Genomic DNA, 26,896 nt, shown 5'->3' with positions numbered 1-26,896 from the left:
ATTTTTTACTTTCTAATTTTCGATATAATAAATCCTATTGCTACACCAGTTCCAACGGCGAAGAGTAGATCTTGACTCAATGAGGTTGGGTAGTAAAACTTCAACTGAAACGTATTTATGAACGCATTTACGTTTGTTAATGCTAATAACGCCGATGCAGTAATTATTATTTCATCTTTAAACTTCTTTATGTCAAAAGTTTTTACTTTCTTCTTACTCTCTTTCTTATTTTTCTCTTCTTTAGGCGCCAGGAAGTCGTTGAGATAGAACCTGAGGAAATGATATATGTACTGAAATTCATCCATGGACTTCTCTTCATAAAATACGAAGAAGAACACTGGTGCTATAAATGCCATTGCTATCATTATATTCTTAAAAGCAAAACTGATAGTCAGTATTAGCAGTGGAAATATTACTAGTAATTCTTTCATATTCACGTTCTTTATTCCGATAGGGAAACTTTTCTCATCTATTCCACTTGTCGTGTATAGCCAACCTACTGTTAATTCTCTTAGCTTCATTCTAAGATAGGGGGTTTTTAAAAAGAGATAAGATGAGGCGCAATGAAAAGGCTACAAGTGATAAAATGTAAGGCAAAAGCAGTAGTGAAGATGCCAGTAACGAAGTATAGGAAGGGCAACCATGAGGCTGCAGTGGGAGGTTTCATAGCCGGGTTAGCGCTGTTAGGAGGAGCTATAGCTAGTACTTTCGACAGCAGCTTTAGCAGCTTACTGGGGAGCGATGCTAGCTACATAACGGACTTTCTGGCGTTAATTGGGTTCGTAAGTCTGATCGGAGGCATAGTTGAGTATAGGAGATTAAGAAGTCAGATCTTGAATAAATAATTTGATCAAACTAATCTTTTTTTCATAATATTCTTCTTTTTCTCTTACCCAGTCAGGTGGATGAGTATCAAAGACCCAAGCTTTTATTCTATCAATTTTAGATTTAGGCCTCTCAGCAACGCTTTCGTATTTTATATTATATTTAGTATATGCGTAAAGATCCGCATCCCTTTCCATTTTCCATAATAAGAATTTCCCTACCAGAATAGCTGGGATTGCTAACAAAGTACTAATTGATAACAAAGCAGCTACTGCTATCAGAAAAGCATAAATGTAATTGAATTGTTTAGTATGTCCTTCTTCATGTGTTAAGATTTTCTCATCTATCTTGTTAGAGAGAAAAACTATAGTGTTTCTAAAGAATATACTGTTAAGTGTTACCGCGTTTTCTTCGTTAATATTTAAAACTCTCACGCTTATCCTTCCTTCCCTTTTCACTTCCCTACTTTTGTAGTAAAGTATCCCATGAAACACCTCATAGAATACTAAAACTAATATAATGTTAAATAATGACAGAAACCAGTCCATCACCTAATAGCTTTTTAAAATACTTTATTCTGGGCAAAAATGAGGACTCTATTAGCTCTATTCGTTATAATAGTATTAGGAGTAACTGTGACTGCAACAACTACAAACAACAGTATTATCAATTCGACACAGATTCAGAGCTATGCTCAGAAAATCCCAGCTCCTCCTTCAAATTTCTTCCAGGGAATTCTTAATCTTGTAGCTCAGGGATATAATTGGTTAGTGGGGATTATTCAGGGTATATTGCAGAACACATTGTTAAAGCAAGACCCAGGCTTAGCTTCAACATATGCTAATATTATAGCATGGTTAATCCCGCTAACTGCTATTTACATTTTATTAGTTTTTGCTGAGGTTGCTAAGAAAATATTAGGCTACATATTAGTAGCTGGTTGGCTATTTTTAATAGTAGTACTCTTCCTAGCTCACTAAAGTTATTTCATTTTTTCTCATTAAACTGGGGAGTTTATTCAAAGTTTATAAAACTTTCTCTACATATAGAAATTTAGGGCAATGATGAAGAGATGACATGCTGAGAGTATGAGGAAAGACTGCCACACTGAGCCCTTTTTAAATAATATTCTTCTGATGTGGGGCAAAAAAGAAGTAATCAAATACTACGAATTATTCCCAAAAGTCGAGTACGATAAGACATTCAACATCCTAAATTCTCTAGGACATGTCTTCGAGATCATATATTTTAAAGACAAAGATTTAATGCACCTCTATGCTTACACAAATACACAACTAGAAGTTTTAAGGAAGGACTTCGGTGTTAACGAAAATGTTAACATTCCAGTCCCTAAATTCGTAGGTCGTATTTTGTTCAAAAACGAGAAAGATTTCTACTGGGGTGCCGAGTTCAACGATTTCAACAGTTTTCTTACTAAATTGCGGCCAAGGGAACAACTAAGGCTCTGGATAGTCCTTGAGCCACGGCTCAACGAGATATTTCTCAAATATTCTGATAAATTGAAAAGGAACCAATCTATAATAGGCAAAAGACAGAGGGAAGTCCTAGCTTCGAGATTAGAGCAATTTGCGAAAGATAACATATACTATTTACAACCATACATTCTTTCAGATGATAAAAAAAGAATAAAAGAATTGACTAAGGAGCTTCAGCAATTTATTTTAACTAGGTCTAGAAAATTAAGACTAGAAATTAGGAAAACTAAGGGATGGGAAGATAATATCCCCAGGGTGCCTAGATTTCATTCATTAAAAATTAAGAGATGGCTCTGGGTTGATGAAGAGAAAATAAATAAAGTAGCTGTAATTCCCAATCCATCAATAATCCCAGTGAACTTCGTAACCGGGGGGATACTTCCGGAACTTCCTCCTAACAGGAATGGTTTCGAAATAGGCAAAACTATCCAATCTGGTAAATCTTACATGTTAGAGTTAGAAGATCTTTATCGACACGGATATGTCATAGGTGGCACTGGTGCTGGGAAGACTACAACAATTATTTCCTTGATAACTGCTATAAAGAAAGCTTACAATAACACGATAATCATGATTTTTGACCCGCACGGAGACATGGCTGAAGAGGTTGCTTCATATTTTGCAGATGACGAAAAACTAATCTACTTCCACCCTGTAGAATCAGGGATTTCAATCAACCCATTAGCACTGCCAAACATCCCAAATAAAGAACAAGCCTTGCTACTAGGGTTCAGCAATGTTATGGAAATATTCGAGAAACTATTTGGACTTAAGGATACCGCAGTTTACGTAAAATATATCATTCAAGTATCAATGCAGCTACTTTATTCTAAAACTCCAGAACCTACATTTAGAGATCTATACAGAATTATTTACAAACTGAGGACAGGTGAGATAGATCTCCCAGTTGATGATCCTACTTGGGAAAATAAATTAGGGATGTTCCAAAACATGCAGGAACAGAGCTTCCTCTCAGCTGTGTCGAGGCTTGAGATGTTAGGGACAAACCCTCTTCTCCTAAAGATATTCAGTAGGAGTAAGATAGATGATAAGGAACTATTCAAGCCCGGGAACATAATAGTAATAAACGCATCAAAAGCTGCAGTAGGAAATGATGCGGCATTCCTGATTTTAGCTGGTTGGATCTTCAAGACATGGTACTATGCATTAGCGAGGGCTGCATTAGGCATGGAAAGGATTCCTATTATTGCATTTATGGACGAGTTCCAGAATATTGCATCATTGAGCGTTATAGATGATATTCTAAGCGAAGCCAGGAAGTACGGTATGCATATTATCATGGCTCATCAACACACTGGACAGTTAGACAAACCCCTCATTAAATCAATAATGAGCAATACTGGGGTGAAGCTGTTGATGAAGGAACAAGGAGATGACGCTAAAGCGTTTGCGGAAATATTTCCAGAGTTCGGCTCAGAGCTACAAAAAATCCTACCCAGCCTAGGAGTAGGCGAAACTGTAGCCATAATCACACCGAGAAAAGAGGGAGATAAGGTTGTCCCAGTGAGGGTTAAAGTAAACTACGTCCCTGTGAAAAAGAACCCAGAGAAGCTGAAGAAAGTCATAGACAGAATGCAGATATATATAACCGGAGAGATACCTAAGAGCGAAGACATAGAGAGTATAGTTAACCCAATTATGAAATATATAGAGAAACCTAACGTATTAGAACAACTGGTTCTATATCACGTGTTCAAAAATGGGAAGAAGATGTATTTAGTTGATCTATTAAAGGAGCTAGGATTGGACAGGGATAAGGTGAATGATGTGGTAAACAGATTGGAGAAACTAGGTTATATAGACGTTGAAAAGGAAGGAAACAAAAAGGTTCTCTACTACGGTAAGGGACTGTTTGGAAATGTTAAAGCAGTAGCTCCTTCTGTTGAAGGTAGAAAACTGGCCATGAAGGTAATGCTCAGGTACATGAAGCAAGGTTATTACGTAACTCCAGCCAAACAAGACCAGAGCTTGACGTCTAGACCTGATATAGTAGCTATACCTATCGACAAATCAACATTGAGGCCCATTTATGATAGATCTATTGCAATTGAAATAGAAAGCTGCAATGAGCTTAGTGTACATCCGGAGCAAGTAATGCATAATTTCAGAAAGGAAAGCACTAAGGACTTTGCAGAAGTACATTCATGGGCATACGAAGAATGTTTTGATAAGCTGCAGCAGCTATATAATCAACTTTCTGATGTAGAGAAAAACAAAGTTAAGATATTCTCAATAAAGTTAAAGAAAGAGATAGAACAACAAAGTAAAGAAGAACAGAAACAAGAACAGTTAACTGGGGAGTTTAACGGCAAAAGAGAAGAGAAGGCTGAAAGTATAGCTCAACAAGCAGCCCAGGGAGCTGCTGCCAATAATGCTAACAGTAAACTGGGGAGTTTAACGCTGAAAGAAGTAACGATAGAGGTCCTCAAAGAGGATACCGATTATGCAATAATAAAGATAGGAGATAAGCAGTACAGGGTACTTAAGACAGACTTAGAACTGCTTAAAGCAGCAGCAAAGGATCCGGAGCTACTGGAAGACGTAAAACTAAAAGAAAATAAGATCTTAATCCAAGCAGCTGGAACTAAGAAAACTATCCTTTTAGGCCCTACGTAATAACTTATCCTTTACTTTTTCTAAGTTCTCTGGTAATAAATACCATGTATACCTCTCATCTCCAACTATTTTCGCCCTCAAAATCGTCTTATCCTTCGCCATCTTCCATATAATTCTCCTCAGGTACTGAGTCTCGTGAGTTACTTTATAGTACTCTTTAGCAGCTTCGCATTCAAAAATCAACTGCAAAACTAAGTCTTTCTCGTTCATTAACTCGTTTTTCTTTAATATTTCGATAATACAATTTTGTACTTTGGCTCTGAAAGACTTTGCTTTTTCTGGATATACTAATAATAAGTAATCATCACTTTTCTTCTTCTCTACTTTCTGCTTCTTACTTTTCTTTTCTTCTTTCTTCTTTTCATTTACATTCTCTTCATTAGAAGAGATATTATCTCCCTTGTTTAAATTATTTTGATTTAACTGAGGTTGGTTTTGAATTGACTGATTATTTACTTCTTCTCCCATCTTTCCTCATCCTAATAATAGTAAATATTTAAAAACCCCTCATATCCTAACTATGCAAATTTTATACCTCAGTAGAAAGAATTATTCAACATTAGAATTAATGCAGTTATTATATGACTTTATGCTGTGGATATTTTACTTTGTGCTTCGGCTATGCAACTTCGTGCACCGCATTTCATCTCTATACCCCCATTCTCTAATTTTTACTTATAATCTAAACAAAATTCTATACCCAATTTTCGGGCTTTGCGCCCGCTTCCTTTAATTCTCAAACTTTCTTACTCTTTTGCTTTTAACTATCAAACTCTATTCTTACTCTTTCTAACTCTAGCTTTGTTTTACTGTCTCTTCTTTTCTACTTTTGCTTCTTCTCTTTTTACTTCTGTCTAACTCAAATCTGATCTATTTGCTAAACTTTACTTACTATCTTCCTTGCTTCTAAACTGCTTACTCTTTAGCAGCTTTTCTTACTCTAACAAACAACAACCTCTCTTCTCTACTTTTTGCTTACTCCTCTGCCTCTAAACTTTACTATCTTTACTAACTATTCTCTGCTTAGCACCTCTACTCTCTTTCTGCTTATACTATTCTTCTAAGCTGCTTACTAACACAAACCTACTTACTCTTATAACTTAGCCTTAAATAACCCTATAACCTAATACCCTCTAATTTAACATCTTAGGGTCTCATTCCTTCTTTGCTATATCCCATTCTAACTAACTATTTTACTTAATACCCTTCCAGGATCCTAAGCTCAATAACCATTTTCCCAACACTAACTACTCCAGGTCTTTTCGTTTTAGCCCATTATCTTATTCATAACGGCTTTCATCTATTATTATAATCCCTTACCTTGCAATTCTCTATATAAATAATTCTAAACTATTCTTTTCTAAATACAACTGCGCTAATCCTTATTCTTTCCTATTCTCTAAACCTTAATTCCCTTCTCTTCAAATAGAATTTATCACAGTATAAGGGCTAACGCCCTATAACCCAAAACCTAAAACTGCTAATCCCTACTAGCTCCGGAGTTTTCTACTAACTATGTTTTTAGAAAAACTGCTTTACAAGGTCCTATAGCCTTAGCTGCTAATTTAGGGCCTAAAACCCTGCTTATTCCAGGACTGCTTAACCTGTCTCAGATACTGCTAAACTGCTTTTCTAACTTCAAAAAACTGGGGGCTGTTCTCTTCTAAAATTAGTATAAGGGGCTCCCACCCCTTAACCCCCGAAAGGTTAAAAAATTTTTCTGCATATTTATTATCATGCCAAATACCGAAGCTGATGCGATAACGTTATGCGATGAACATCTTAGGAAGTTGGGATGGAATCTCGAGAAATTTAAGAAAAACCACACCCTAAAGGATCTCTTCCCAAACATATCGTTTACAGAAAATGAAGGAAAACATAGACCAGATTATACTTTAATTTTAGGAGATAAGGTAATTCTAATTGAGGCGAAGAAAAAGGGTGTTGATTTAAGAGCTGCAATAGCAGAGGCTAGAGAGAGTGCTAAAATTCTAAGAAAATATGGAGTTAACGTACCTTATATCTATGCGTGTGATGGTCAAAAATGGTACATGCAAAACCTAGATGCAAATACAGTAGAAACCCAAGTAGAGAGGTTTCTAAAGCCTGAAGAAGTTTCAGTAACATTAAATCCGGTTTCCAGTTCGATTAATGCCCTTGATTTAAGAAATTATCAGAAGATTGCAGTACAGCAAATAATTACGTCTTTTCTCAGCGGTAAAAAGAGAATGTTAGTAGAAATGGCTACTGGAACAGGGAAAACAGAGGTTGTAATGGCAGCAATAGCGAAACTCCTTGATGAGGGCAAGGTAAAAAATGTCTTGTATTTAGTTGATAGGGATTCCCTAGCAACCCAAACTTATCAGAGATTTAATGCTAGGTTAGGAGACAAGTATAATATAAGAAAATTAAGTGGTGATATTAATGACTTATCTGCAGATATAATCATTTCAACAGTACAAATGCTGTATGTAGATGAGAAATTCAAACTATTTAATTCAGATCATTTCCAATTGATAGTTTTAGATGAGGCACATAGATCGTATTATGGAGATTGGCATAAAGTTGTGCAATACTTTAATAAAGCAGCAGTGTTAGGGCTTACTGCAACCCCTAAAATTGATAAGGATGTTGATAATTTTGCGTATTTCGGATATCCTATTTTTAGATATACATATAGTAGGGGAGTAAAAGACGGCTATTTAGCAGATACAATTTACTATAAGTTCCTTACAAATGTAGATATTTATGGAATTCATGATTTAGGTTATGATTTTGATCCTAACGATTTAGGTAAAAAAGTAGATATACCAATGAGGAATGAATTAATAGCTGAAAAATACTTCGAAGCAATAAACTTTAAAGAAACTAAAGAGCTGAAGAAAGCTATTGTTTTTGCAGCTAGTATTAAGCATGCAGAAAATCTCAGGCTAGCTTTTATTAGGAAATATAATGAATTAATGGGATACTCTCCTGATAATGCTGAGGCTGAAGAAATTTTCCGCTCTATTCATTCCGCTATTCCTAATCATGAGGAATTAGTTAGAGAATTCCAAAGTCCTAACTCTAGGATCAAAGTTGCTTTTACTGTAGATTTACTATCCACTGGTGTTGATGCCCCTGACGTAGAAGTAATAGTTATGGCAAGGCCTACAAAATCCAGAGTATTATATTTACAAATGAAAGGTAGAGGGACTAGAATATATAAAGAGGGAAATAAAGTAAAGGACAAATTCTATCTTATTGATTTTGTGGACACATGGAGATTAGAAAATGAAGAAGACAAGCCGATAACGAATGAGGACATCGTGAAAGAAGAAGAGGAAGAAGAGAAGGAAATAAGCGAGCTTATGGGTTCCACAGAAGAACCGCAAAGGACTACTGCCAAGAAGGAAGTGAAGAGAGAACAAAAGAGAGAAGAGATGGTAATCTTAGATATTCCAGTAAGTATAGTTTATGCTGAAGTAATTACTCCTGAGAATTTTAAGAATGAATTAAAAGGAATAAGTGAACAAGTAGTAAGACAAGTAAAGGCTTATTTACAAGCACAAGAAGAAGTACAAATAAAGAAGACACAATTTGAAACCGCAGTCAGATCCTTCGACTATTTTTATAGGAAAAATGGAGGTAAAACGTTAAACGAGAATTATTTAAAGGAGCTTGAAGCTTTCCTTAATGAACAAGGCATAACAGAGGATGTTTTAAAGGATACTTATGGAGAACCCGACGCTACCCTAAAAGACTTCGTAGAAGTGGCTTTGGGATTGAAAACTTTCCCGACTCCAGAGGAAAGGAAAAGGAATCTTATCAAGGAATGGTATAACAAGAAAGGATATCCTAAAGAATGTGAAAGATTATTCATGGCACTCTATGACTTTAGAAAGAGAAACCCAAATATAGATAAGAAGGCGTTTTTCAACGCTGAGGTGGTTAAGCAAGCTGGAGGATTTTCTAAGGTAAAAGGGTGCTTTGAAGATATAAACTCATTCTGGAAACTATATGATGAGGCGGTGATGGAAACTGGCTAATTCGTGTTACGAAAACTCGATGAAACAGAGTAAAGAAGTTGATTGGAACTCCTTTGGAGATGAGTTATGGAATATTGCTAATATATTTAGAAGCGATATAGTAAAACCAACGGAATATTTAGAGGAATTCTCGTATCTGTTTTTCCTGAGGTTGTTTGATGAGCAGGAAATTTACCAGGAAAACATAGCTAAAGAGTTGGGTGAAGACTATAAGTCCACTATACCAAGTGAGTACAGATTCTTTAACTGGGCATGTGATCCTAGAAATTATGCTAGAAGTAAGGGGTTCAAAACAGTAACAGAATTTTTGGATAAAATGTTTCTCGATTTGGCTAATTTACCAGATACCGGAGATCCAAAAATAGATGAAGATAGAAGTATAATCAAGAAAATATTCTCCAACAAAACCAGGAGAATGCAAAACGATAATACGGTAATCCAGGTTATAGATAGGCTTAGGCTACTGAAATTACCTGGAGACGAAGGAAGAAAATTTGATGCTTTAGGTAGAGGGTACGAATTTTTGATGTATAAACTTGGGCAACAAGGTAATTACGGACAGTTCTTTACGCCTAGGAATATAGTTTCCTTTATGGTCAGAATTATCGATCCCAACCCAGGTGAAGTTATATTAGATCCAGCTGCTGGAACTGGAGGATTTTTAGTTAAGGCTTTTGAATATGTTAAACAAAAAATAGAGAGACAAATTACCAATGAAGCTGATAAGGAAATAAAAATAAGGGAATTAAAGCATAACCTTTACGGTATAGAAAAAGCTCCAGATGTCTTTAAGTTAGGGCTAATGAATTTAAGGCTTCATGGAGACGGCTCATCGAACTTTGAGAACCTAGATGCTCTCTCTGGCTCAGTCCAAGGTGCATATAAGGAGAAGGCAGACGTTATAACCACTAACCCGCCTTTTGGTCCATTTAGTGGTGAACCTACTGGTAACTTTAAGTATAAGTTCAAGAGATTTGAAACTTATTTCATTCAAGCTATAATGGACATGGTCAAACCTGGAGGGAGGGTAGCTACAGTAATGCTGGAAGGCCTCCTCTTTAACGAGAACTATGAAGGTATTAGGAGAGATTTAGTTGATAAATTCAAGATTGAAGCTGTGTTTTCATTACCCGCAGGGGTTTTCTTGCCTTACTCAGCTGCTAAAACAGATATATTAGTCTTTAGAAGGCCTAACAAGGGAGAAAAGACTACAGATAAGGTACTTTTCTTTAACATAGAAAGCGACGGCTATGAACTTAAACCGACTAGGAAACCTATAGGGGATTGTGATAAGAAGGGGGATATAGATGGATGCGGAGACTTGCCTTTAGCTCTAGAAATTTATCAGAAATTTAAGAGAGGAGAGGAAATACCTCAAACTGAACAGTACTTCGTAGTAGATGTTGAAGAGATAAGGAAACATGATTATAGATTAGATATTAACGTATATAGGAAAGTCAGGTTAGAGGAAGAAAATGCAGATCCCAAACAACTTATAGAATTAATGGAGACTAACTTAAGTGACGCTATGAAAAGGTTGAATGAGTTAAAGAAGATCTTAGGCATTGGCGATGAAAATGAGTGATTATGTTGAGATTGATATTGGTGAATTTCCTAAGGATTGGGATGTAAGAAAATTAAAAGATGTTATAATAAAAGCAAAATCTGGAGGAACACCCAGAAGAAATGTTCCTGAATATTGGAACGGAAACATTCCATTTGCAAAGATACAAGATATAACGAAATCTGGTAAGTATCTATACAATACTGAGGAATTTATTACTGAAAAAGGATTAGAAAATTCTAATGCTTGGATAGTTCCAAAGGATTCTTTACTATTAACAATTTATGGTTCTTTAGGATTTGTTGCAATTAATAAAATACCAGTAGCGACAAATCAAGCAATTATAGGAATAATACCTAATAAGAATATTATAGATACAGAATTTTTATATTATTGGTATCTATACTTCAAACCTTATTGGAGTAAATTTATTAAAAAGGGTACTCAACCCAATCTTACACTTGAAATAGTTTTAAATAGCTCAGTTCCTATACTTCCCCTAGAAGAACAAAAGAAGATCGTAGAACTACTTCAAAAGGCCACTGATATTTATTACACCTTAAAGGATTATATTATTCAAATTAGAAATTCTACAGAAACTATAACGAAAGTAATAAGAAAGGAATTATTGACTAAAGGTATAGGGCATAGAGATTATGTTGAGACTGATATTGGCGAATTTCCTAAGGATTGGGAAGTAAGAAGACTTAATGAAATTGCTATTATACGTTCTGGTTTTTCAGAGAGGAAAAGAGATGAGAATAGTAAAGTAATCCATTTAAGACCAGATAATATTGATAATGAAACGGATAGGATTGTTTTTCATAGAATTGTATATATACCTGAATCTCCAAAAATTGAGAGGTATTTGCTCAGGCATTTGGATATCGTATTGGTCAATACTAATGGTAGTATTGATCATATAGGGAAACTTGGTATTATTGATATGCCTTTAAATCAAAAGATAACCTTTAGTAATCATCTAACGGCAATACGGATTGTATCAAAGGATGTGGAACCATATTATATATATTATTTACTCTCATGGTATCATCTAAACGGATCTTTTAAGAAAGTGGTTAAAAACCAAGCAGGGAAGTGGAATCTTAACTTAGATACAATAAGAAATTTACTAATTCCTTTACCTCCCCTAGAGGAACAAAAGAAGATCGTAGAACTACTTCAAAAGGTTGATGAACTTATTATTCGATTTAATGATTTCCTACAGAACTTAGAAGATGAGGCAAATACTCTATATAAGTCTATTCTTAGGTTAGCATTAACAGGGAAATTAACTGAGGATTGGAGGAGGCAAATTATCCTACTTAGATCTGTAGTAATACCATATTTAGTCTATCAAGCGTCTAAGATTAAAGGTAGGCCAGTCTATATGACAGAGTTAATGAAGTATCTATTCCTCCTTCAAAAGGAATATAACATTAATCTAGCTTACAATTTTGAACCATACAAATATGGTCCTTTTACTCCCCAACTTTATAAGGATCTTGAGGAGCTTAAGGATAGGATAGAGGTTAAGGAAGTTAAAGATAACGTAGATAAGAGTTTAATCACATCTAAGGAGTTACCGCAGGTAAATCAAGATATCGCCAACGCGGTAAACGATTTAATAAATAGATTTGGGAATAAGGACCTTAAGGAGTTGTTATCCTATGTGTATAAGAAATATCCAGAATATACTGTAAAATCCGAATTAAATTTAGATGAATTTTTAAAATAATCTTTTTATTATAACTTGAATATATTTTTAGTGAGAATGAAATTTTACCCATTTTTGTGGTAAAACCCCCTATTCATTTTATCTTTTTTCTCACAATCTTGAGTTAAACTACTTTTTTGCCTTAATTTCTCACAATTCTGTGGTAAATTCTTCTTTTCTATCTCTTCTCTTTCTCCCAATTTTGAGTATTGAAGGAGAAGTTTAATTTCAAGCCAATGCCAGGGATTCAGAAATTAGACGACAAGATAGGAGAAGAAATTGAGAAAATGCTAGCAAATTGAGGAAAAAGTTTAAAATATTAAATGAAAAATTAGTATATCTTTACTCTACCTTCTTTCATCATTCTATCTAATTCTTTTTTACCGTCTTCACTTAGCTCATTATATATTTGTTCAAAAATTTCTTTGCTAGGAAATGATATGAATGTCATGTTTACTTCTTTTTTGTTCTTTTTGTTTTCCGTCATCAATTATACTTTCTTTAAACTAATATATAAATATTTCTCTCCTAAATAAACTACTGTACTAAGAGAGAATTATAACAATAAGAAAATTATATGCTATATTCTTAGAAAGTTTTTTTAAAAAAAAAAATTAAAATAACTTTTCACAAGCCTCATCAGTGTAGTTCTCTGGGTCAGAGCAATATTCCCCAAATTTTTCTTGTACTTCGTCTATCATTTCATCTTCTTCTTTTTTGCTTTTTCTTGTCTTATTTGTTCTTTTTGCCATTTTTCTTTCACAAGTATAGTTATTACTTTCTAGTATTTAAATATTTCTCTCTTAGATTCTTCTATAATTTAGAAGGGAATCTCTCTTAAAATAAAGAAAGATTTATAAGGGAAAATTAAAAATATCCATACATATGATAATTAAAGAGGAGTTAAAAGTAAGGGTAAAGTATAACGTAAAGATTAACAGTCAGGGAGAGAAGGTTAAGTATCCTTATTATATAGTTACTTTTCCTATAGAGTATTCTAACATACTTAAGGAGAGAAAAATATTAAAAAACGTAACAATAGTTACCAATGAAGAGAAAATAGAGTTAAGTAATGTGAAGATATTTTCTTTGGAATATTACAGAAAAGGAGAAGAAAATATTCCTTACTTTAGTATTTCTATTCCTAAAGAGATAGGGGAGAAATTAATAGGTAAGAAAGTTTTAGTAATAGCTGAGATAGAATTAAACTCCCCAGTTTACTGAAGAAAAATTCGACTACTGGTAATAACTACTACTAAGAGTTCTGAGAATGAAAAACAGAAGAGTGAAAAAGCTTAGGCCCAGTAAAAAGAAGTATGTAAGGCCTTCTTTCTTTTCATAAAATTTTTCTAAAAATAAAACAAAAAATTCAATTAGCTATAATTTAGCGTAAAATTAGCCTAAGTAAAAAGTTGTAAAATTGAAAGTAGTGTAAGAACGTTTGTTTTTGTTTTTATTTTTTGTGAAAGTTTGAGTAGTAGTAATAAATAGCAAGTCTCTTTTTAGAGAGGTTTCTATTTTTCTCAATAAACTGGGGAGTTTATTCAAAGAATTAGTTTGTTTTTACTTTGAGTTTTTACAAATTAAACTGGGGAGTTTACGCTAGTTAGAACTTTTATTACGAGACTGAGAAAAATTACTCATAGTTTTAGGTAAGGCAGTTAGGCCGTAAGGGAAGAGTCTAACCTTGCCTTTCTGTTCCTCCAAACATATAAGATGTTAGCCTGGACTAGTTCCCTCAGTATTTCATTAATATCATATAAGGAAATGTTCAGTACCCTGGCCAACAACTCTGCAACGCTTTCGTTTTGAGATCCTTGGACGTAGGGGTTTCCAGAGAGTGCTTTATCTACAAAGTACTCTATTACTGCTAATACTTCCGGGTCCGGATCCCTCCCTAAGAACCTCTTATACCTCTCCTTAGCCTTAGCTATTATGAATTCCCTGCCCTTATAAGAATACTTCTTTACGACACTGCTGATTAAAGATTTGAATTTCTGGGAGATCGAATAGACGTTCCTCCTACCCTGTTTTGATACCGTTACAACTCCCTTTAGGATCCAGGTCTTCAGCATGGGGTATACTTCTCTGGAGTCCATGTTCATGATTTGAGATAGTTGGTGAGCGAAGGAGCTCCCGTTCTCCAGCAGAAAGGCCAAGGTGTTGATAACCCTGGAGGATTTAGGAGTTATTTCAACGCCTATCACCGTCTTTCACCCGTTAAACTCCCCAGTTTACCGCAGAAATCGTAAAGAATAGTTTGTTTGCCTTTGACCTTACTGATCTCTTTAACGAAATTCAGTATATTTGATGCAAGTTTTTTGCTGTCCTTTCTATCCTCATGTCTTCCAAAGAGAAATGTTGTTATGTCAAAACCCTGGAAATTATATAGTACTGCCTCTCTTACCTCATGCTTAGATGATACTCCTAGATACCACCGGTCGTAATTTGCTACTTCTTTGAAGTCATCAAGTTCATATTTTCTAAGCTTCTTATCGGAAGCATAACCCGCGAAAACCCTGAACCCATTCTCTACTAGTTCATCTACAATCTCTAGTTCTGATAAATCGTGTATAGGAACTATGAAGCTTATATTATTAAACAAGTATATGTTTGCTATTTTCTCTACCTTATATAATGGAGTATAGTCGGGCCATATTGCGATTTTAAGAGCCCTGCCGTATTTTGCATAATGCCTTACTAATAATTTAATGTACTGGATATAAGCCCTGCTTCTATTCTCAGTCAGCAATACTTTGTTATCAAAGAAGCAAGGATATGCACAGATATAGCTGTATTGCTGCAGAATTGCAGTTACTGGACTTTTTCCCATACCGATAATCATTTTCTCACCTTAAACTCCTCAGTTTACCGTTCTCTTCTATCAATAGAGAATTCTAATTGAAGAAGAACGAAATAGAGAATAACTATAATAAAAATGAAAAAGAAGGATTTCATTGAATCTGGCCTCTCGCTTGAGCTATTTTCATCATTACGAACTCTTCAGCTTCCATTAATCTCTTAGCGAGTTTTTCTCCATCCTCTGTTAACTTTATTATATGTTTATTTCCCTCATATCTGTCTTCAATAAAACCTTCTTGTCTTAATTGTTCTATGAAGAAGCGTAAGTTAGAATTACGCATCATTCTGTCTATATCACTATACTTTCCGCTTCCTCCAAGTTTCAATAACACTATAAGTACCTTGTATTTAGCGTTGATAGGGTAGACTTTCATCACTCTATACTATGTGCAGAAAGTATTAAAAGTTTGCTTTCTGTGTAGACTGCAGAACAGAGGGCACTGGTAAGCGAAACTATTAAAATTTTACTCTCTATATTATGTAGTGAGAGTAGAATGAGTGAACTTGTTATAAATAAAAAGCTTCTCGATATTTTGTCAACTCCTATGCAAATATTACTATATATTAACATGATGGGTGAGGGATCCTTAATGGATCTGGTAAAAATTAGCCAAATGAGTTGGGGTTTGGGCTTCATTGAATTTTCATGAATTTGTATCCAATCCTCAGCCCTTGGGCTTCACCAGAGTCGCGGGGCAACGCCCCGTTCATACCCCTCCGCCCCTTTAGCGGGATAACCCCAATCCACCTACTCCCAGTGGGAGTAAGAAAGAGGTGGGGAAACCCGCACATCTTGAGGTAAATATTGAGAGATGCGTTTAGTTGCCTATCTAGAGTGAACCCACACCTCTCACACTTGAAAATCCTGCCGACCTTTCGGGAAACCCATCCACATCTGGGGCAGGACTTAGATGTGAGGTGTGGGTTCACCTCCTTAACGAAAGAACCATAAAGGGGAGCCTTGTATTTAAGCACGCGGTGTATAGTCCTCCATACAGTCCTTGAAACCTTCTTAGACAGCTTATCATCAGCGTCTTGGAACATTGACTGCTTATTCAACTTCTCGACAGCAAACATAGTGAGAGGATACATTCCCAACAGTTTGTTCACAAACTTGTGAACATAATCAAGCACGCGGTTCCTTTCACGGTGGGAGTACTTCCTCAACAATACCTTCCCCTTCCTACCGTGTTTAGAAGCGAAGGACTGTATTTTACTCCTCTTCAACTCCATACCGAACTTCAAACTATACAACTCCTTCAAAGAAAATGTGACGAACTTCTCCCCATCGTAAGCGTCTAATGTGTACAAGTTACTATCAATAGATAGAAAGTCAAGGGGAGTAAACCAAGGTAACTTATAACGAAATGGTAGGTGAACTTTATCCTCCTTTATTACTGGCTCACCCAACTCAAGCCCTTCAACCCTCCTTGAAAACCATTTGTGAGACCATGAGAAGGTGACGTATTCGTAAGGTCTTACTGTAATCCTTACACTCTCACCCTCAACCTTTCTAAGTGTCGACTTTACCCTAACGTAAACCTTCTTCAATCTAGGTTTCCTTAATGACGCTTGTCCTTTTTCAGCCCTCCTCCTCCAACTATTCAAGATTGAGTAAGCATCATTTATTGCTTTGTCAACGTAATGTGAAGCTAGATTGTTAACCTTCTCTAACTCATCCCTCAACACCTTGTAAACTTCCTTTTTCTTTGGCAAGGTTACTTTAACCTTAGCGAAAATTTTCTTGCCCTTCTTGACCTCCTTCCTCTCTATCTTAGTCCTCTCCCATAACCAGTCTAAAGCCTTCTGTAGTAGGTGTTTATAGTTCTCTAGTAATATCTTGCTCTTCACCTTCTTATTATTCTTCAGGGAGTAAGTTAGGTAAACGTATTCCTCCTCCGGTTGGAATGATTTAAGCCTTAAGCTCTTCGACACACTTCTTCACCTTCTCATATTTATGGCTCCTCATACCATACAACTTTCCGCTAAATGATACCAGTATAGAGATCAAATCTTCGATTAGTTCCTGCTCTGGTGTTTTGTCCTCCTTATTTAATACCACGAGCTCGCAGTTGTGTGCTTTGCATGCCTCCTCTATTATTTCAAAGCCGAACCTAACTAGTCTGTCTGGGTAGGCTATGACAACTTTCGATACTTCGTTGTTTAGTATCATTCTCAATAGCTTGAGGAATCCTTTTCTCTTCATGTTCAACCCAGAACCAATGTCTGTTATTACTTGGTCGTAGTCCTTAACGTTCTCCTCCAGGTACTTAACTTGGTTTATTAAGTCGTCTTTCTGTGTGTTTGATGATACCCTAGCGTATAATACTACTTTCCTCTTCCTAACAACCCCCATGAGTCTTTCGACATCCTCTTCTTTAAACCTCCATTTTCCACTCTGTAGTATCACGGGTTTTATGTAACCCTTCTTAACATAGCTCTGTAGTGTGCGGTATGATATTCCTAGTTTTTGGCACACTTCCTTAGGTTTCAGCATTGTAGTTAAACTTACATACAAAGTATATAAACTTCACGGTTTATCGGAAACTGTTGACGACGGCATACAATCCAGAAATGGATACCGATTTTAGAAGAGAATGGGTTAATAGTGGTGAGAGAAGAAAAAACTTCAGTAGGAACTGCTAAGAAGGTAGTGAAGTTAACGGAGACTGGCAAGGTTGTAGTTGAAAAATTATTAGAATTAAACGATACTCTAAAAGAGATTGGTAAATAACATTTTTTTATTTGAGATTCTCTGCACTCTATGTTGAATGCAAAAGTTTAAATATCTCTCTGCATACTATGTAGAATGAAGAAAATGAGTTTAGTTGAAATGGCTCAAAAAAACTCCCCAGTTGATGGGGAGAAAGATCTTCTTTTTTTAATTAGTTTATTGGACAGAGAAGATAAGATAGAATTCGTAAAGGAATTCAGAGAAGATTTCGAACAGCAGATAGAAGAAAAGAAGCTGAGCAAAACTGCATACTATAAGTTTCTCAACGGCTATGCGCCCAGTGACGAAAGAATATTACAGATAGTGGAAGCCGATGAAGAAGCAAGAAGATGGCTAATTGAAAGAGTCAGGGAGAAGGCAAAGAGAGCTCTACAAATAATTGAAAGAATGGAGGCTGAGGAGGAATGACTGGAAAGCTCTACTTAGTAAGGTTGCAATGTTTAAACGTTGTCGCAGGAGGACCAGATGAATTAAGTTTTGCATACGTGTACGCGGACAGCGAGGAGGAGGCAAAAAAGGAAGCTTCTGATGGAATGTGCTTTGCTATAGATGCTGCTGAGGTGGGAGAATGACTGAAGCTACTACTTTGCAGCAGCACTTAGAGAAAGCTTACATGTTATTCGGCAAAGCTCAGAAACTAACTGCAGATAGAGCTGCAAGGAGGATATTACATGAAATTAACGAGTTGATAAGTGCAATGGAAGAGTTTCAGCTATACGGCTTAGACTATGATGAAGCAGAAGTTGGAACAAAATTATGCTATTATGAAAAGCAGTTACAATTAATTGAAGAGAAAAGAGATTCTATGTTATTGAGAAGTTTTAGGCAAATGGTATCAAAATCTGACGATAAACTGGGGAGTTTACCGCAAAATCTAGATGAAGAGAAATACTTCATTAATTGGATGAAGGAAAAGGGATATGAAGAATGTTACTATTCTAAGGTAGAGGCTCTTAGAAGGTTAGATGAGATAGGAGCAGAAGCTGCAGTTGAAGAAGTTGAAGATCCCCTGGGCAGCGGATTGGATATTTGGTGTCTAAAGGTGAGGAAGAATGAGTGAGAAGGAAATTATAGATAAGATATTTGCTAGATTTGAAGAATTTATCAATTCTAACGATCTTATGTTAGTAAACATAGAGGAACTTAAGGTAGTGTGGGCGGTCAGAGATGGAAAGACGTTAAAGGGATTTCTGAGGATAGGCAAAAAACATATTCCATTCTATGCCTCTTTCAACGAGAAAACTGAGCTTACATTATGGATTCCTAGTATTGGCCATATATTCTATCCAGAGAAGGCCATTGAGAACTTCATAGAAGAGGTCGAGAGTGAGAAGAATGAATGATTTTGACAGATTCATTAATTGTTGGTTAAAGTTCAGAAGAGTAGACAACATTCAGCAATTAGAAGGAGATTGTCAGCAGCTTATTTGCAAATTCTTCAATGCTATTGCTAATGATGATCCTAGCTTTACTGAAGACTTAGAAGAAGACGTAAGCTATTGTAGGAAATTCGAAAGAAAAGTATTGATTCCAGGTGTTATTCAATGAGAAAAGCCCTACGGTTAGCCCACTTTGATAAAAATAAGAAAGTGAAAGTTCTCGAATTAGGATTTGATGATGTTGAAATAAATTCTAAAGATTTCGCCGAAGAAGGGAGTTTATTATTGTCTATACACTCTGAGAATCAAAAGACCTTCTTCCATCTCTCAACAGCTGAAGCTGCTCTACTTAAAGAGAGATTAGATTACATTCTAGCACTCTTAGCTAAACAATACATAGAGGCAGATGAAAAAGCTGCAAAAACCAGGCAAAGTAAGAATCAGCAGAAAAAGAACCAAGAAGAAGGAGAGGAAGTAGACTGGGAAGAGATCGAGAGTGAAAAGGAATGAGGGTTGTTACATTTAAACTAGAGGAGGAATTGTTACAGCAGCTAGACTTATACTGCATTAATAACGCTAAGGAGAGAAGCGAGGTAATTAGGACCGCAATAAAGTTTTACTTAAGCTGCAGGAAAGGCAGAGTTTACAGACTAAATTCCTTTGAAGAGAAAAACAATGGAGTTAGGGTGAGGGAAATATGACTTCAGACATACCCGACTGGGTAGAGGCATTTGAGGAATCAGAGTGCGAATATTGCCATAAGAAAATCTACTGGGTTAGGCATGTTAAGGGCTATAAAATTCCAGTTGACCCAGATTGGAGACCCCATCGTCTTTCTTGCCCTTATGCAGAAAAATGGACTAAAAAGAATAAGGAGAAAAAGATGAGACAAACTACCCTGGACGATTGGGCGATAAGACATGACAATAAATGAGATCATTGAAGAAAACGAAGAGCTGCAAATTCAGTATAGTAAAGCATTGAATACTATAGCAGCTTTAGAGAGGAAGCTGCAAAAGTTAGAAAGAGAGAATGAAAGATTGCAGAAAGAGAACATTTCATTAAAAGATGAAAATATGAAACTGAGAAGACAAAATAATATTCTAATGAGGGCTATAGAGATTGCACTGACTATACGAGATAGAGAAAAACAAGACCTACATCTGAAGGCAGTTTTACAGAAGATTAAGGAAGAAACTGGGGAGTTTAAGGGGTGAATCTAATGGCCGAAGTGAGTAAGTTATTGATACCTGGAGTTACGGTATCAAAAATGAGGAGCGGAAAGAAGGAGATTTATTACGTTTATTTACCTCTGCGTTTCGATAAGTATTTAAGCCATGGAAAATGGAGCGTCACAGCTATAACTGATCAGCGTGAAATACTAATAGGCCTAAGGAGCCTATATAAGCACGGAAACTACTTTATACTTACCCTACCCATTTCATTGAAACAGATCTGGGAGCAGTATTTAGGTAAAGAAATAGACCTTATTTTGGAGAAAGCAGCTTAGGCCCTTTTTCATCAAATATCTTCTTCAGCTCTATCTCGCTCATCACGAAATAATGGTTTTGTAGTATCTGGAATTGAGCAGGGGGAGCACGTCCTTGTAAGATGTTAACTATCATCGGCGATACTCCGTTTTTGATTAAATAGCTGGCAAAGAAGCTCCTCAAGTCGTAAAGTCTGAACTCCTTTCCCAGAACCTTCCTCATCCCTTCTTTTATTGAAGATCTTAAGTCCGCTAACTGAAAAGGGAACAGTTTCTGCTTCCACGCTTCTACATCAGCTCCTATATGACCTACAACGTGTTCATACGTCCTTATAAACTCTTCCCTATATGGGAAATAAACTTCTTGTAACCACTTCCTAGTTTCTGTATGGATAAAGGAAATATAGGCCCTCTTGGTTTCTGATTCTTTCATCACTTTTATTATGCGGTTTTCCAGATCTAGTTGGTCCATCTTAAGCGAGTATACTTCTCCTACCCTGAGCCCTGATTCTGATAGCAATAAGAAGAAAGCTTTAGCACCTAAGTGTTCTATATTATCAAAGATTCTTCTTAACGTCTCTAAACTAAGCGGTTGGGGTTTGTATTTATACTTAGACTTAGGAACTTTGAACGAATTATATAACAGCTGTGCTAACTGCAAGTTCTTCTCCTTTACTACTGTTTTGATAAATAGTTTCAAGGAATTCGCGGTATGTCTGGCTACATTGCTGCTATCTTCAGATAACTCCGCTATTAAGTCTCTGATACTGTCCGGGCTTAACTCATATCCCAACTTTGTAAGCGCTATCCTAAGATACCTCATCCTCATGACAATAGTGCTTTTACTCTTACCCTGGAGCAATTTTTCAAACTTCTTCACGTCTTCTTCAGTAACAATGTATGTTGATGATACGTTCTTCAAATAGTCTCCTAGATATTGATAAAGTATCGAAACGAAAAAGTTCCGGAACTTCTCATCTTTCATAGCTTTAACAACTACAGATAATGCAGTAGTAAAATCAACGTCAACTACTTTCAGCCCGTATATTGCGTCCGAAAGTTCGTCTGAAGCTAACATTTCTGCAGCTTTCCTCACAATGTCTAAAGGAATACTCTGATCACTGTTAACGTATCTATATAAAGTACTCCTACCGACATCCAGCATTTTTGCAGCTTGAGATAACCCCAACTTCTCTACTAACTTCTTAATAATTCTCTTCCTTTGTTGCTCGTCCAGTTTAGAAATATCAATTAGCATATATTTCTACCCTACTTATAAGAAAGTGACGCTGTTCCAAAAATAAGGATTACTGTTCCATTTACGCCTTTATAAAGAGAACGTAGCTCTCTTTCAATTTAAGGGAAAATTAACGCCGCGGCCGGGATTTGAACCCGGGTCAGGGGCTCGACAGGCTAGATAACGTTTCAGTAAAACGTTGAAAAGAAACGTTTTCTGTTGCACGTTGAAGTAGAAGTAGAATTATGTTATGAAAGAAAAGTAGAATAAAATAGTAGTAGAATACGTAAAACGTTCCAAACTATCGAATCCCACAGTTTATGTTAGGCTTAATTTCCTTTTAGATCACTTTTTCCAGTGTTTTGATTAATTCATTTGCTAATTGTTCAATATCATTTTCATCTATTTTATCTTTATTTATAATATTTATTATTTTCTGTAATATATTTTTTTGTAGTAATATTGGAAAAATATTGTTTATAAAGTCTATGAAACCAAGAATATCATTAAGTATACTATCCATAGAATAGTTTCTCTGAATAACTCTATAATGAATATCTAGCAGAAATTGGTCAGTTTTCTTAAAGTTATTTAGAATCTCTTTTATTACCTCATATAAATTACCGTAAATACTAGAATAATTATTAGACCAATTGCGAATTATATCTTGTGGAATTTCAATGTTTCCGTTATTTATTTGCGGATATCTTGAATTCTCTTCAAACTGAGCAAGATAAGACGCTATATTATATAGTTTAAATGGTAATATTAAAACGGTAAGTATAGAAGGTAAAACTTCGTCTAAAATAATATCTACTAAATTACTACTATTCCTGGATGAACTTTGTAAGGGTATACTTGATGGTTGTTTTTTAATTTCTCCCACGAATTTTTGAAGGAACGAAGTTACATTATTAATACTCTCAATGATTCCCTCTATATCTTTTAATTCTTTCTCGATATTCTGTTGGTTACCTTGAGGTGATAATAAATTATTTATAAGCGAGTATATTGCAGAATCAATATTATTTGTTATATTAGTATACTGTAGTTGAGAAAATATACCCTTTAAAATAACTTTATCATATTCAAGTTCCTTTTTTAACTCATCTATTTCGCCCTTTAATCCTTTCTTTAAGCCATGAGAGTATTCCTTTTTCAGTAAATCTTCCAGGCCTTTAATATTCAGTTTTCTCTCTTTTAACCTTAAATTTAACAGTGTAAGATAGGGCATCAAGTTAGTAACTCTACTATTACTTGAAGCTATCAGTTCCTCTGTAATAAATTCGGGAAATTCTACAAAGAGGTACTGATACATGCTCCTAAACGCTTTAAATATCTTCTCGGTTGATTGCTGAAGATAAAACACTGACTGAGCTTGATAATTACAATCCCAAAGAAATTTACTTGCATCTAAATCAGATTCTGCAGTTTCTAAAAGCGCTTTAGCGTATTCTAAAAATTTATCATTTGGCGGGCTCATAGTATATCCTCCTTATACTTCAGACAATACATTCTCTCTTTCCCTGCCCTACTTTTATGCCATTTCCTTTCTATTATTCCTCTTTTGGCTAACCTTGTTAGATATACTAGCAGCTCCTTCTTATCAACACCAGTTTTCTCATGTAAATATTCCAAACTACAGCAGCTCCCAGGAGCTTTAGCCATAGCCATTAAAATTAATTGTGTAATGGTAAACCTTGACTTATGTTTCTCTATCTTAACTTCCATAAAATTGTATTGAGAAATTTCCCTTAATAAACCTTAACTAGGGTTAACAAAGTGTTACCTCCTTAGAAGGGGGCTGAAAATGAGTTCCCAAACTGGGAATAGTAGGGTTAACAAAGTGTAGTATTTATGGTCATTATCGCATTACCTTGCTCTTTTAACTAAAAAATTTGAGATCCGTGCAGGATTAACTACTTTGAATTTTTGTAGAGTAAACTGGAGTTAATTCAACTGAGCTTTTTAAATAAAATTTATAATATTATGAGAAATAAAACTCTTCTCATCATTTCTTTTATTTTAACAAGTGTCTTGATAACTATTTCTGCAATAATTACGCACACTTATATTTGTGTTATACAAATTTGCCTAATTATAAAGATGCTTAATTCAATTCGAATACATTATCATATTTCAGTTTATTATAGAGAATGTTTAGCGTATCTATGTTGCATCATATCACTCCTCAGCTGCATTTATTGTACATTATTAGCTAATAATACAAAATTAGATGAGATTAAGAAATTAGAAGAAAGAATTTTTCTTAGCAAACTGGGGAGTTTATTGAATTTTTCTCACGTCGTAAATTTAACGTTAGGATCCAACCTCATTCTTTGCTCAATTTTTCAAAATTCAATGAGAAGAAAAGCTTAATAGTTAGATAAGGTAAGAATAAATTAGGGATGAGGGGGTCAGGTCAGCTGCCGAGTGTCCTATCATAGGTCAATTCTGACCCTACTCATCATCCCCTCATCCCCCATTTCTACTTCTGTAAAAACAGATTTAAAAACTTTTTTGTTTTTATCTTTATACTATTATTATCTCGTTAGAAATAATAGTTGTAATAATGGTAGTTATGTAGATAAAGTGCTGCTAGCAGCATTATAATTCCTAGTAAGATTGCTAATCCATTTACTAAGGGGTTATCATAGGAGAAGTGTGCCAATGCGAATCTCCTCCACTTACCATTTACTTTATGATATATTCCCCTTTCCGTAAATACGTCCAGGAACAAATGAGAGGGCCCAACAACTACACCATTTAACAATATTAACAACACCACCTTATTGCTAAGGGAGAAATAGTACTCGTGATAGCTAAACCCATAATAATAAATCAATAAGAGAATAAAGACCGGGACTACGGAGACAATACCCCAAACTACACTTCTAGGAATTGTATGGGTTAAAGGTGTCCTTACCGGGATATACCCATACCTAGTGGCAATCTCCTTATGGCCAATCCTATCAATCAAGGAATTACCTATTACCGAAACTATTCCGCTCAAGATTAAAGCGTAGTAAAAATATTCATGAAAGAGTACAGAGTCCAGAAGCGTCAATAAACCGGTTGAGAAGATGTAATGGGTTCTTAACTTCATCAGAACCTCCTCAAAGCATCTAACAAACTTTTTAGCAATTCTACTCCTGCTTTGACTTCATTTTCTAGAGGTTTCTTTAGCGGGAGTATTCTATTAGTTTCGAATTTCAAGTGTAATCCTGTATTATCACCAATTGGATATAACCATACTGAGATCTTATCCTTTAATCTACCATTATAAATCTCCCATACAATATCAACATTACTGAAATACATTATTGCATTGTACTTGTTGTTAATAATATATGATAAATTCCCTGCAACTTCTACACTCTTTACGTCATAAAATAATCTGAGCACCCCAGGTGAAATGAAAAATCCCTTAAGCTTTCTATAATTATAAGGAAGTTCTGTTTTTATTACTATTTTCTTCAATTCACGTCATCTCCGTCTTTAAAATCTATCAAAAGTTGAGCTATAGTTCTCATTGTTTTATCTATAGAATATCTATCATTCTCTTTCTTCACAATCCCAGCTATTGTTAGAAATTCTAAAAGATGATATACAGCTTCTTCTTTTATTCCCGTTTTCTCTGCCATTTCTTTAACAGTTCCGTTAGCATTTGCCAATATTATTAAAATTATATCATCTATGCTATCTAAATCATTAAATAAATTGTCAATAATAGTATACCACCTCCAGCTAAAACTAGACTAGTATTTCTGTAGAATTTGCTCAGTTTAGGTTGTACATTTAGCTCAAATAACATTAAATATACTGCACTGTAGAAGAAGAATATTACTGAAGGAACTAATAGAAGAATTTTTATTGCTAAGTCAGGCGAAATCATTTCACCACCTTCACTTTTGGGGTTTTTAAAAACCCTCATTACAATTTTTTAGATTGTTAACAATATTATTGAAGTTATTATGAGTATTGATTCTGGGCTTGTCGGTATTATTGTGTATAGCGTTGGTATTATTAGTCCTCCTATTGATCCTATATTTAGGGCTATTCCCAGAGTGTTGGCTTTTTCGTTTTTCGTTGTTAAGTATTTCGGTATTAGTGAAAGTATTCCTAGTCCTAGTGAGGTATATGGTAATAGGGTGTAGGGTGTTATTAGGAATGTTGTTATTCCACTAATTAGTATTCCTAGGGTTGTTATTATGATGCATCTCTTTAGTCCTATTTTGCTTGCTATTATTGGTAGTATAGTATACGCAGCTATGGAAAGTAGATACGAAGGGAGTATTAGCCATGTTGTGTGTGCTTTTTCGAATATGCTCGGAATTATTTGTAGTGTGAATGCCGGGGTTAACGCTGAGAAGTAGACTATTATGGATGACGTTTTTGGTAAGCTTATATTGATTTTGATTTTATCTAGGCTTACTCTTCTGTCTAGGAGTGCTATGGATACTATTATTATGCTGCTGATTATGCATATTTGATTCCAATTATGGATTGTTGTATATGCTATATATGATAGTATCCATCCTATACTCCAGCCCGCTGTGGTTAAACCTAACACTAAGTTGTTCGTTTTAACAGCATTGTCAACTGCGTAGCTGGTCATTAGTCCGAAGATTATGCCGATCAAGAATCTGACGGGAAATATTATGTTTAAATCGATTTGTAGGAGCGTGAGTATGCTAAGGGTTAGGAGCGGTATGATGTAGGATTTGAAGAATTGGTAAATTAGGGATCCTACTACTCTCCCTAGAAAGGGTAGGGAGAGTAGTAGGAATGCCTCCCAGTATGGGAATTCCCTTGCTAGAGTGTTAACAAAAAATGATGGATACACTAGTACATATGTTGGAATAGAGTATGCAAGAATAGGTAAAAACTCTTTTTTGGAGATCATCACTATGCAGGGTTTTTAAAAA

The 26,896-nt window shown here is 35.3% G+C and carries 37 protein-coding genes; 19 read left to right on the top strand and 18 right to left on the bottom strand.

Features of this window, described 5'->3' with window-relative positions; genetic code table 11:
- Window positions 1-5: 5 nt before the first annotated feature.
- On the bottom strand, window positions 6-521 hold the full coding sequence (locus YN1551_RS15390) for a hypothetical protein (protein ID WP_012718295.1): 516 nt from the start codon (window positions 519-521) through the stop codon (window positions 6-8).
- Between the two features lie 42 nt (window positions 522-563).
- On the opposite strand from YN1551_RS15390, the gene YN1551_RS15385 reads away from it, so the two are divergent.
- Window positions 564-845 carry a hypothetical protein gene (locus YN1551_RS15385; protein WP_012718294.1) on the top strand — a complete coding sequence of 94 codons (282 nt, stop codon included), beginning with the start codon at window positions 564-566 and terminating at the stop codon, window positions 843-845.
- Here the strand turns inward: YN1551_RS15385 and YN1551_RS15380 are convergent.
- Complete coding sequence (locus YN1551_RS15380) at window positions 819-1,373, bottom strand: hypothetical protein (protein WP_012718293.1); 555 nt, start codon at window positions 1,371-1,373, stop codon at window positions 819-821. The two genes, YN1551_RS15385 and YN1551_RS15380, sit on opposite strands and share 27 nt — an antisense overlap.
- A gap of 39 nt (window positions 1,374-1,412) precedes the next feature.
- On the opposite strand from YN1551_RS15380, the gene YN1551_RS15375 reads away from it, so the two are divergent.
- Window positions 1,413-1,805: a hypothetical protein gene (locus YN1551_RS15375; RefSeq protein WP_012718292.1), complete on the top strand. Its 393-nt coding sequence runs from the start codon at window positions 1,413-1,415 to the stop codon at window positions 1,803-1,805.
- A gap of 156 nt (window positions 1,806-1,961) precedes the next feature.
- Window positions 1,962-4,958 carry a type IV secretion system DNA-binding domain-containing protein gene (locus YN1551_RS15370; RefSeq protein WP_012718291.1) on the top strand — a complete coding sequence of 999 codons (2,997 nt, stop codon included), beginning with the start codon at window positions 1,962-1,964 and terminating at the stop codon, window positions 4,956-4,958.
- Here YN1551_RS15370 and YN1551_RS15365 read toward each other — a convergent pair.
- A complete protein-coding gene (locus YN1551_RS15365; RefSeq protein WP_012716262.1) occupies window positions 4,944-5,426 on the bottom strand; it encodes a hypothetical protein in 483 nt (160 codons plus the stop codon). The two genes, YN1551_RS15370 and YN1551_RS15365, sit on opposite strands and share 15 nt — an antisense overlap.
- A gap of 1,268 nt (window positions 5,427-6,694) precedes the next feature.
- On the opposite strand from YN1551_RS15365, the gene YN1551_RS15360 reads away from it, so the two are divergent.
- From YN1551_RS15360 to YN1551_RS15350, 3 genes are read left to right on the top strand one after another with little or no spacing between them, the layout of a single operon-like run.
- Window positions 6,695-8,986, top strand: coding sequence for a DEAD/DEAH box helicase family protein (locus YN1551_RS15360; protein WP_012718290.1), 2,292 nt, complete (start codon window positions 6,695-6,697; stop codon window positions 8,984-8,986).
- A gap of 19 nt (window positions 8,987-9,005) precedes the next feature.
- A complete protein-coding gene (locus YN1551_RS15355; protein WP_012718289.1) occupies window positions 9,006-10,571 on the top strand; it encodes a class I SAM-dependent DNA methyltransferase in 1,566 nt (521 codons plus the stop codon).
- Window positions 10,564-12,288 carry a restriction endonuclease subunit S gene (locus tag YN1551_RS15350; RefSeq protein ID WP_048052526.1) on the top strand — a complete coding sequence of 575 codons (1,725 nt, stop codon included), beginning with the start codon at window positions 10,564-10,566 and terminating at the stop codon, window positions 12,286-12,288. Before YN1551_RS15355 ends, YN1551_RS15350 begins: the two co-directional genes overlap by 8 nt.
- Window positions 12,289-12,598: 310 nt before the next feature.
- On the opposite strand, the gene YN1551_RS17245 is transcribed toward YN1551_RS15350, so the two are convergent.
- Complete coding sequence (locus tag YN1551_RS17245) at window positions 12,599-12,754, bottom strand: hypothetical protein (RefSeq protein ID WP_012718287.1); 156 nt, start codon at window positions 12,752-12,754, stop codon at window positions 12,599-12,601.
- A gap of 127 nt (window positions 12,755-12,881) precedes the next feature.
- Entirely contained in the window at window positions 12,882-13,019 is a 138-nt protein-coding gene (locus YN1551_RS17240; RefSeq protein ID WP_012718286.1) for a hypothetical protein, read from the bottom strand.
- Between the two features lie 133 nt (window positions 13,020-13,152).
- Between YN1551_RS17240 and YN1551_RS15345 the strand changes: the two genes are divergently transcribed.
- Complete coding sequence (locus tag YN1551_RS15345) at window positions 13,153-13,491, top strand: hypothetical protein (protein WP_012718285.1); 339 nt, start codon at window positions 13,153-13,155, stop codon at window positions 13,489-13,491.
- Between the two features lie 437 nt (window positions 13,492-13,928).
- On the opposite strand, the gene YN1551_RS15340 is transcribed toward YN1551_RS15345, so the two are convergent.
- The 3 genes from YN1551_RS15340 to YN1551_RS15330 all read right to left on the bottom strand — a co-directional run bounded on the left by YN1551_RS15340 (window position 13,929) and on the right by YN1551_RS15330 (window position 15,503).
- Entirely contained in the window at window positions 13,929-14,474 is a 546-nt protein-coding gene (locus YN1551_RS15340; RefSeq protein WP_048052525.1) for a FeoC-like transcriptional regulator, read from the bottom strand.
- A complete protein-coding gene (locus tag YN1551_RS15335) occupies window positions 14,471-15,112 on the bottom strand; it encodes a hypothetical protein (RefSeq protein WP_012718283.1) in 642 nt (213 codons plus the stop codon). Before YN1551_RS15335 ends, YN1551_RS15340 begins: the two co-directional genes overlap by 4 nt.
- Window positions 15,113-15,221: 109 nt before the next feature.
- Window positions 15,222-15,503, bottom strand: a complete 282-nt coding sequence (locus YN1551_RS15330; RefSeq protein WP_012718282.1) for a hypothetical protein — start codon at window positions 15,501-15,503, stop codon at window positions 15,222-15,224.
- A gap of 120 nt (window positions 15,504-15,623) precedes the next feature.
- On the opposite strand from YN1551_RS15330, the gene YN1551_RS17235 reads away from it, so the two are divergent.
- Window positions 15,624-15,779, top strand: a complete 156-nt coding sequence (locus tag YN1551_RS17235) for a hypothetical protein (RefSeq protein ID WP_187146900.1) — start codon at window positions 15,624-15,626, stop codon at window positions 15,777-15,779.
- On the opposite strand, the gene YN1551_RS15325 is transcribed toward YN1551_RS17235, so the two are convergent.
- Both YN1551_RS15325 and YN1551_RS15320 read right to left on the bottom strand, forming a co-directional pair.
- The gene (locus tag YN1551_RS15325; RefSeq protein WP_012717887.1) at window positions 15,763-17,064 is read right to left on the bottom strand and encodes an RNA-guided endonuclease InsQ/TnpB family protein; all 1,302 of its coding nucleotides are present in this window, start codon (window positions 17,062-17,064) and stop codon (window positions 15,763-15,765) included. The two genes, YN1551_RS17235 and YN1551_RS15325, sit on opposite strands and share 17 nt — an antisense overlap.
- Window positions 17,042-17,626 (bottom strand): IS607-like element ISSis5 family transposase, encoded by a 585-nt coding sequence (locus YN1551_RS15320; protein WP_012717888.1) that lies wholly within the window; start codon window positions 17,624-17,626, stop codon window positions 17,042-17,044. The genes YN1551_RS15325 and YN1551_RS15320 overlap by 23 nt, the downstream gene beginning before the upstream one ends.
- A gap of 114 nt (window positions 17,627-17,740) precedes the next feature.
- Between YN1551_RS15320 and YN1551_RS17930 the strand changes: the two genes are divergently transcribed.
- The 11 genes from YN1551_RS17930 to YN1551_RS15275 all read left to right on the top strand — a co-directional run bounded on the left by YN1551_RS17930 (window position 17,741) and on the right by YN1551_RS15275 (window position 20,752).
- Window positions 17,741-17,863: a hypothetical protein gene (locus YN1551_RS17930; protein ID WP_274379019.1), complete on the top strand. Its 123-nt coding sequence runs from the start codon at window positions 17,741-17,743 to the stop codon at window positions 17,861-17,863.
- Between the two features lie 84 nt (window positions 17,864-17,947).
- On the top strand, window positions 17,948-18,271 hold the full coding sequence (locus YN1551_RS15315) for a hypothetical protein (protein ID WP_048052531.1): 324 nt from the start codon (window positions 17,948-17,950) through the stop codon (window positions 18,269-18,271).
- The gene (locus tag YN1551_RS17230; RefSeq protein ID WP_012717425.1) at window positions 18,268-18,435 is read left to right on the top strand and encodes a hypothetical protein; all 168 of its coding nucleotides are present in this window, start codon (window positions 18,268-18,270) and stop codon (window positions 18,433-18,435) included. Before YN1551_RS15315 ends, YN1551_RS17230 begins: the two co-directional genes overlap by 4 nt.
- Window positions 18,432-18,923: a hypothetical protein gene (locus YN1551_RS15310; RefSeq protein WP_012718280.1), complete on the top strand. Its 492-nt coding sequence runs from the start codon at window positions 18,432-18,434 to the stop codon at window positions 18,921-18,923. The genes YN1551_RS17230 and YN1551_RS15310 overlap by 4 nt, the downstream gene beginning before the upstream one ends.
- Window positions 18,916-19,206 carry a hypothetical protein gene (locus YN1551_RS15305; RefSeq protein WP_012718279.1) on the top strand — a complete coding sequence of 97 codons (291 nt, stop codon included), beginning with the start codon at window positions 18,916-18,918 and terminating at the stop codon, window positions 19,204-19,206. Before YN1551_RS15310 ends, YN1551_RS15305 begins: the two co-directional genes overlap by 8 nt.
- Window positions 19,199-19,411, top strand: coding sequence for a hypothetical protein (locus YN1551_RS15300; RefSeq protein ID WP_012718278.1), 213 nt, complete (start codon window positions 19,199-19,201; stop codon window positions 19,409-19,411). Before YN1551_RS15305 ends, YN1551_RS15300 begins: the two co-directional genes overlap by 8 nt.
- Window positions 19,408-19,752 carry a hypothetical protein gene (locus YN1551_RS15295; RefSeq protein ID WP_012718277.1) on the top strand — a complete coding sequence of 115 codons (345 nt, stop codon included), beginning with the start codon at window positions 19,408-19,410 and terminating at the stop codon, window positions 19,750-19,752. The genes YN1551_RS15300 and YN1551_RS15295 overlap by 4 nt, the downstream gene beginning before the upstream one ends.
- On the top strand, window positions 19,749-19,943 hold the full coding sequence (locus YN1551_RS15290) for a ribbon-helix-helix protein, CopG family (protein WP_012718276.1): 195 nt from the start codon (window positions 19,749-19,751) through the stop codon (window positions 19,941-19,943). The genes YN1551_RS15295 and YN1551_RS15290 overlap by 4 nt, the downstream gene beginning before the upstream one ends.
- Entirely contained in the window at window positions 19,940-20,176 is a 237-nt protein-coding gene (locus YN1551_RS15285) for a hypothetical protein (protein WP_048052523.1), read from the top strand. Before YN1551_RS15290 ends, YN1551_RS15285 begins: the two co-directional genes overlap by 4 nt.
- Complete coding sequence (locus tag YN1551_RS15280) at window positions 20,163-20,459, top strand: cell division protein ZapB (RefSeq protein WP_012718275.1); 297 nt, start codon at window positions 20,163-20,165, stop codon at window positions 20,457-20,459. The genes YN1551_RS15285 and YN1551_RS15280 overlap by 14 nt, the downstream gene beginning before the upstream one ends.
- Window positions 20,460-20,464: 5 nt before the next feature.
- The gene (locus YN1551_RS15275; protein WP_012718274.1) at window positions 20,465-20,752 is read left to right on the top strand and encodes a hypothetical protein; all 288 of its coding nucleotides are present in this window, start codon (window positions 20,465-20,467) and stop codon (window positions 20,750-20,752) included.
- Here the strand turns inward: YN1551_RS15275 and YN1551_RS15270 are convergent.
- The 8 genes from YN1551_RS15270 to YN1551_RS15235 form a co-directional block, all read right to left on the bottom strand.
- Window positions 20,730-21,989: a tyrosine-type recombinase/integrase gene (locus tag YN1551_RS15270; protein ID WP_012718273.1), complete on the bottom strand. Its 1,260-nt coding sequence runs from the start codon at window positions 21,987-21,989 to the stop codon at window positions 20,730-20,732. The genes YN1551_RS15275 and YN1551_RS15270 overlap by 23 nt on opposite strands.
- A 319-nt stretch (window positions 21,990-22,308) precedes the next feature.
- On the bottom strand, window positions 22,309-23,451 hold the full coding sequence (locus YN1551_RS15265; RefSeq protein WP_012718272.1) for a HEPN domain-containing protein: 1,143 nt from the start codon (window positions 23,449-23,451) through the stop codon (window positions 22,309-22,311).
- Window positions 23,448-23,699 (bottom strand): plasmid regulator, encoded by a 252-nt coding sequence (locus tag YN1551_RS15260; protein WP_012718271.1) that lies wholly within the window; start codon window positions 23,697-23,699, stop codon window positions 23,448-23,450. Before YN1551_RS15260 ends, YN1551_RS15265 begins: the two co-directional genes overlap by 4 nt.
- An 820-nt stretch (window positions 23,700-24,519) precedes the next feature.
- The gene (locus YN1551_RS15255) at window positions 24,520-25,074 is read right to left on the bottom strand and encodes a DUF1286 domain-containing protein (RefSeq protein ID WP_012718270.1); all 555 of its coding nucleotides are present in this window, start codon (window positions 25,072-25,074) and stop codon (window positions 24,520-24,522) included.
- Window positions 25,074-25,448 (bottom strand): hypothetical protein, encoded by a 375-nt coding sequence (locus tag YN1551_RS15250; protein ID WP_012716290.1) that lies wholly within the window; start codon window positions 25,446-25,448, stop codon window positions 25,074-25,076. Before YN1551_RS15250 ends, YN1551_RS15255 begins: the two co-directional genes overlap by 1 nt.
- The gene (locus YN1551_RS15245) at window positions 25,445-25,642 is read right to left on the bottom strand and encodes a helix-turn-helix domain-containing protein (RefSeq protein WP_012718269.1); all 198 of its coding nucleotides are present in this window, start codon (window positions 25,640-25,642) and stop codon (window positions 25,445-25,447) included. Before YN1551_RS15245 ends, YN1551_RS15250 begins: the two co-directional genes overlap by 4 nt.
- A 29-nt stretch (window positions 25,643-25,671) precedes the next feature.
- On the bottom strand, window positions 25,672-25,863 hold the full coding sequence (locus tag YN1551_RS15240) for a hypothetical protein (RefSeq protein WP_012718268.1): 192 nt from the start codon (window positions 25,861-25,863) through the stop codon (window positions 25,672-25,674).
- Between the two features lie 48 nt (window positions 25,864-25,911).
- Window positions 25,912-26,874: a hypothetical protein gene (locus YN1551_RS15235; protein WP_012718267.1), complete on the bottom strand. Its 963-nt coding sequence runs from the start codon at window positions 26,872-26,874 to the stop codon at window positions 25,912-25,914.
- Between the last annotated feature and the right edge of the window lie 22 nt (window positions 26,875-26,896).

The organism is Sulfolobus islandicus Y.N.15.51, assembly GCF_000022485.1.
In the GTDB taxonomy this organism is placed as follows: domain Archaea; phylum Thermoproteota; class Thermoprotei_A; order Sulfolobales; family Sulfolobaceae; genus Saccharolobus; species Saccharolobus islandicus.
Note: the sequence above shows the minus strand (reverse complement) of the source record. Positions and strands in the feature narration are given on the sequence as shown.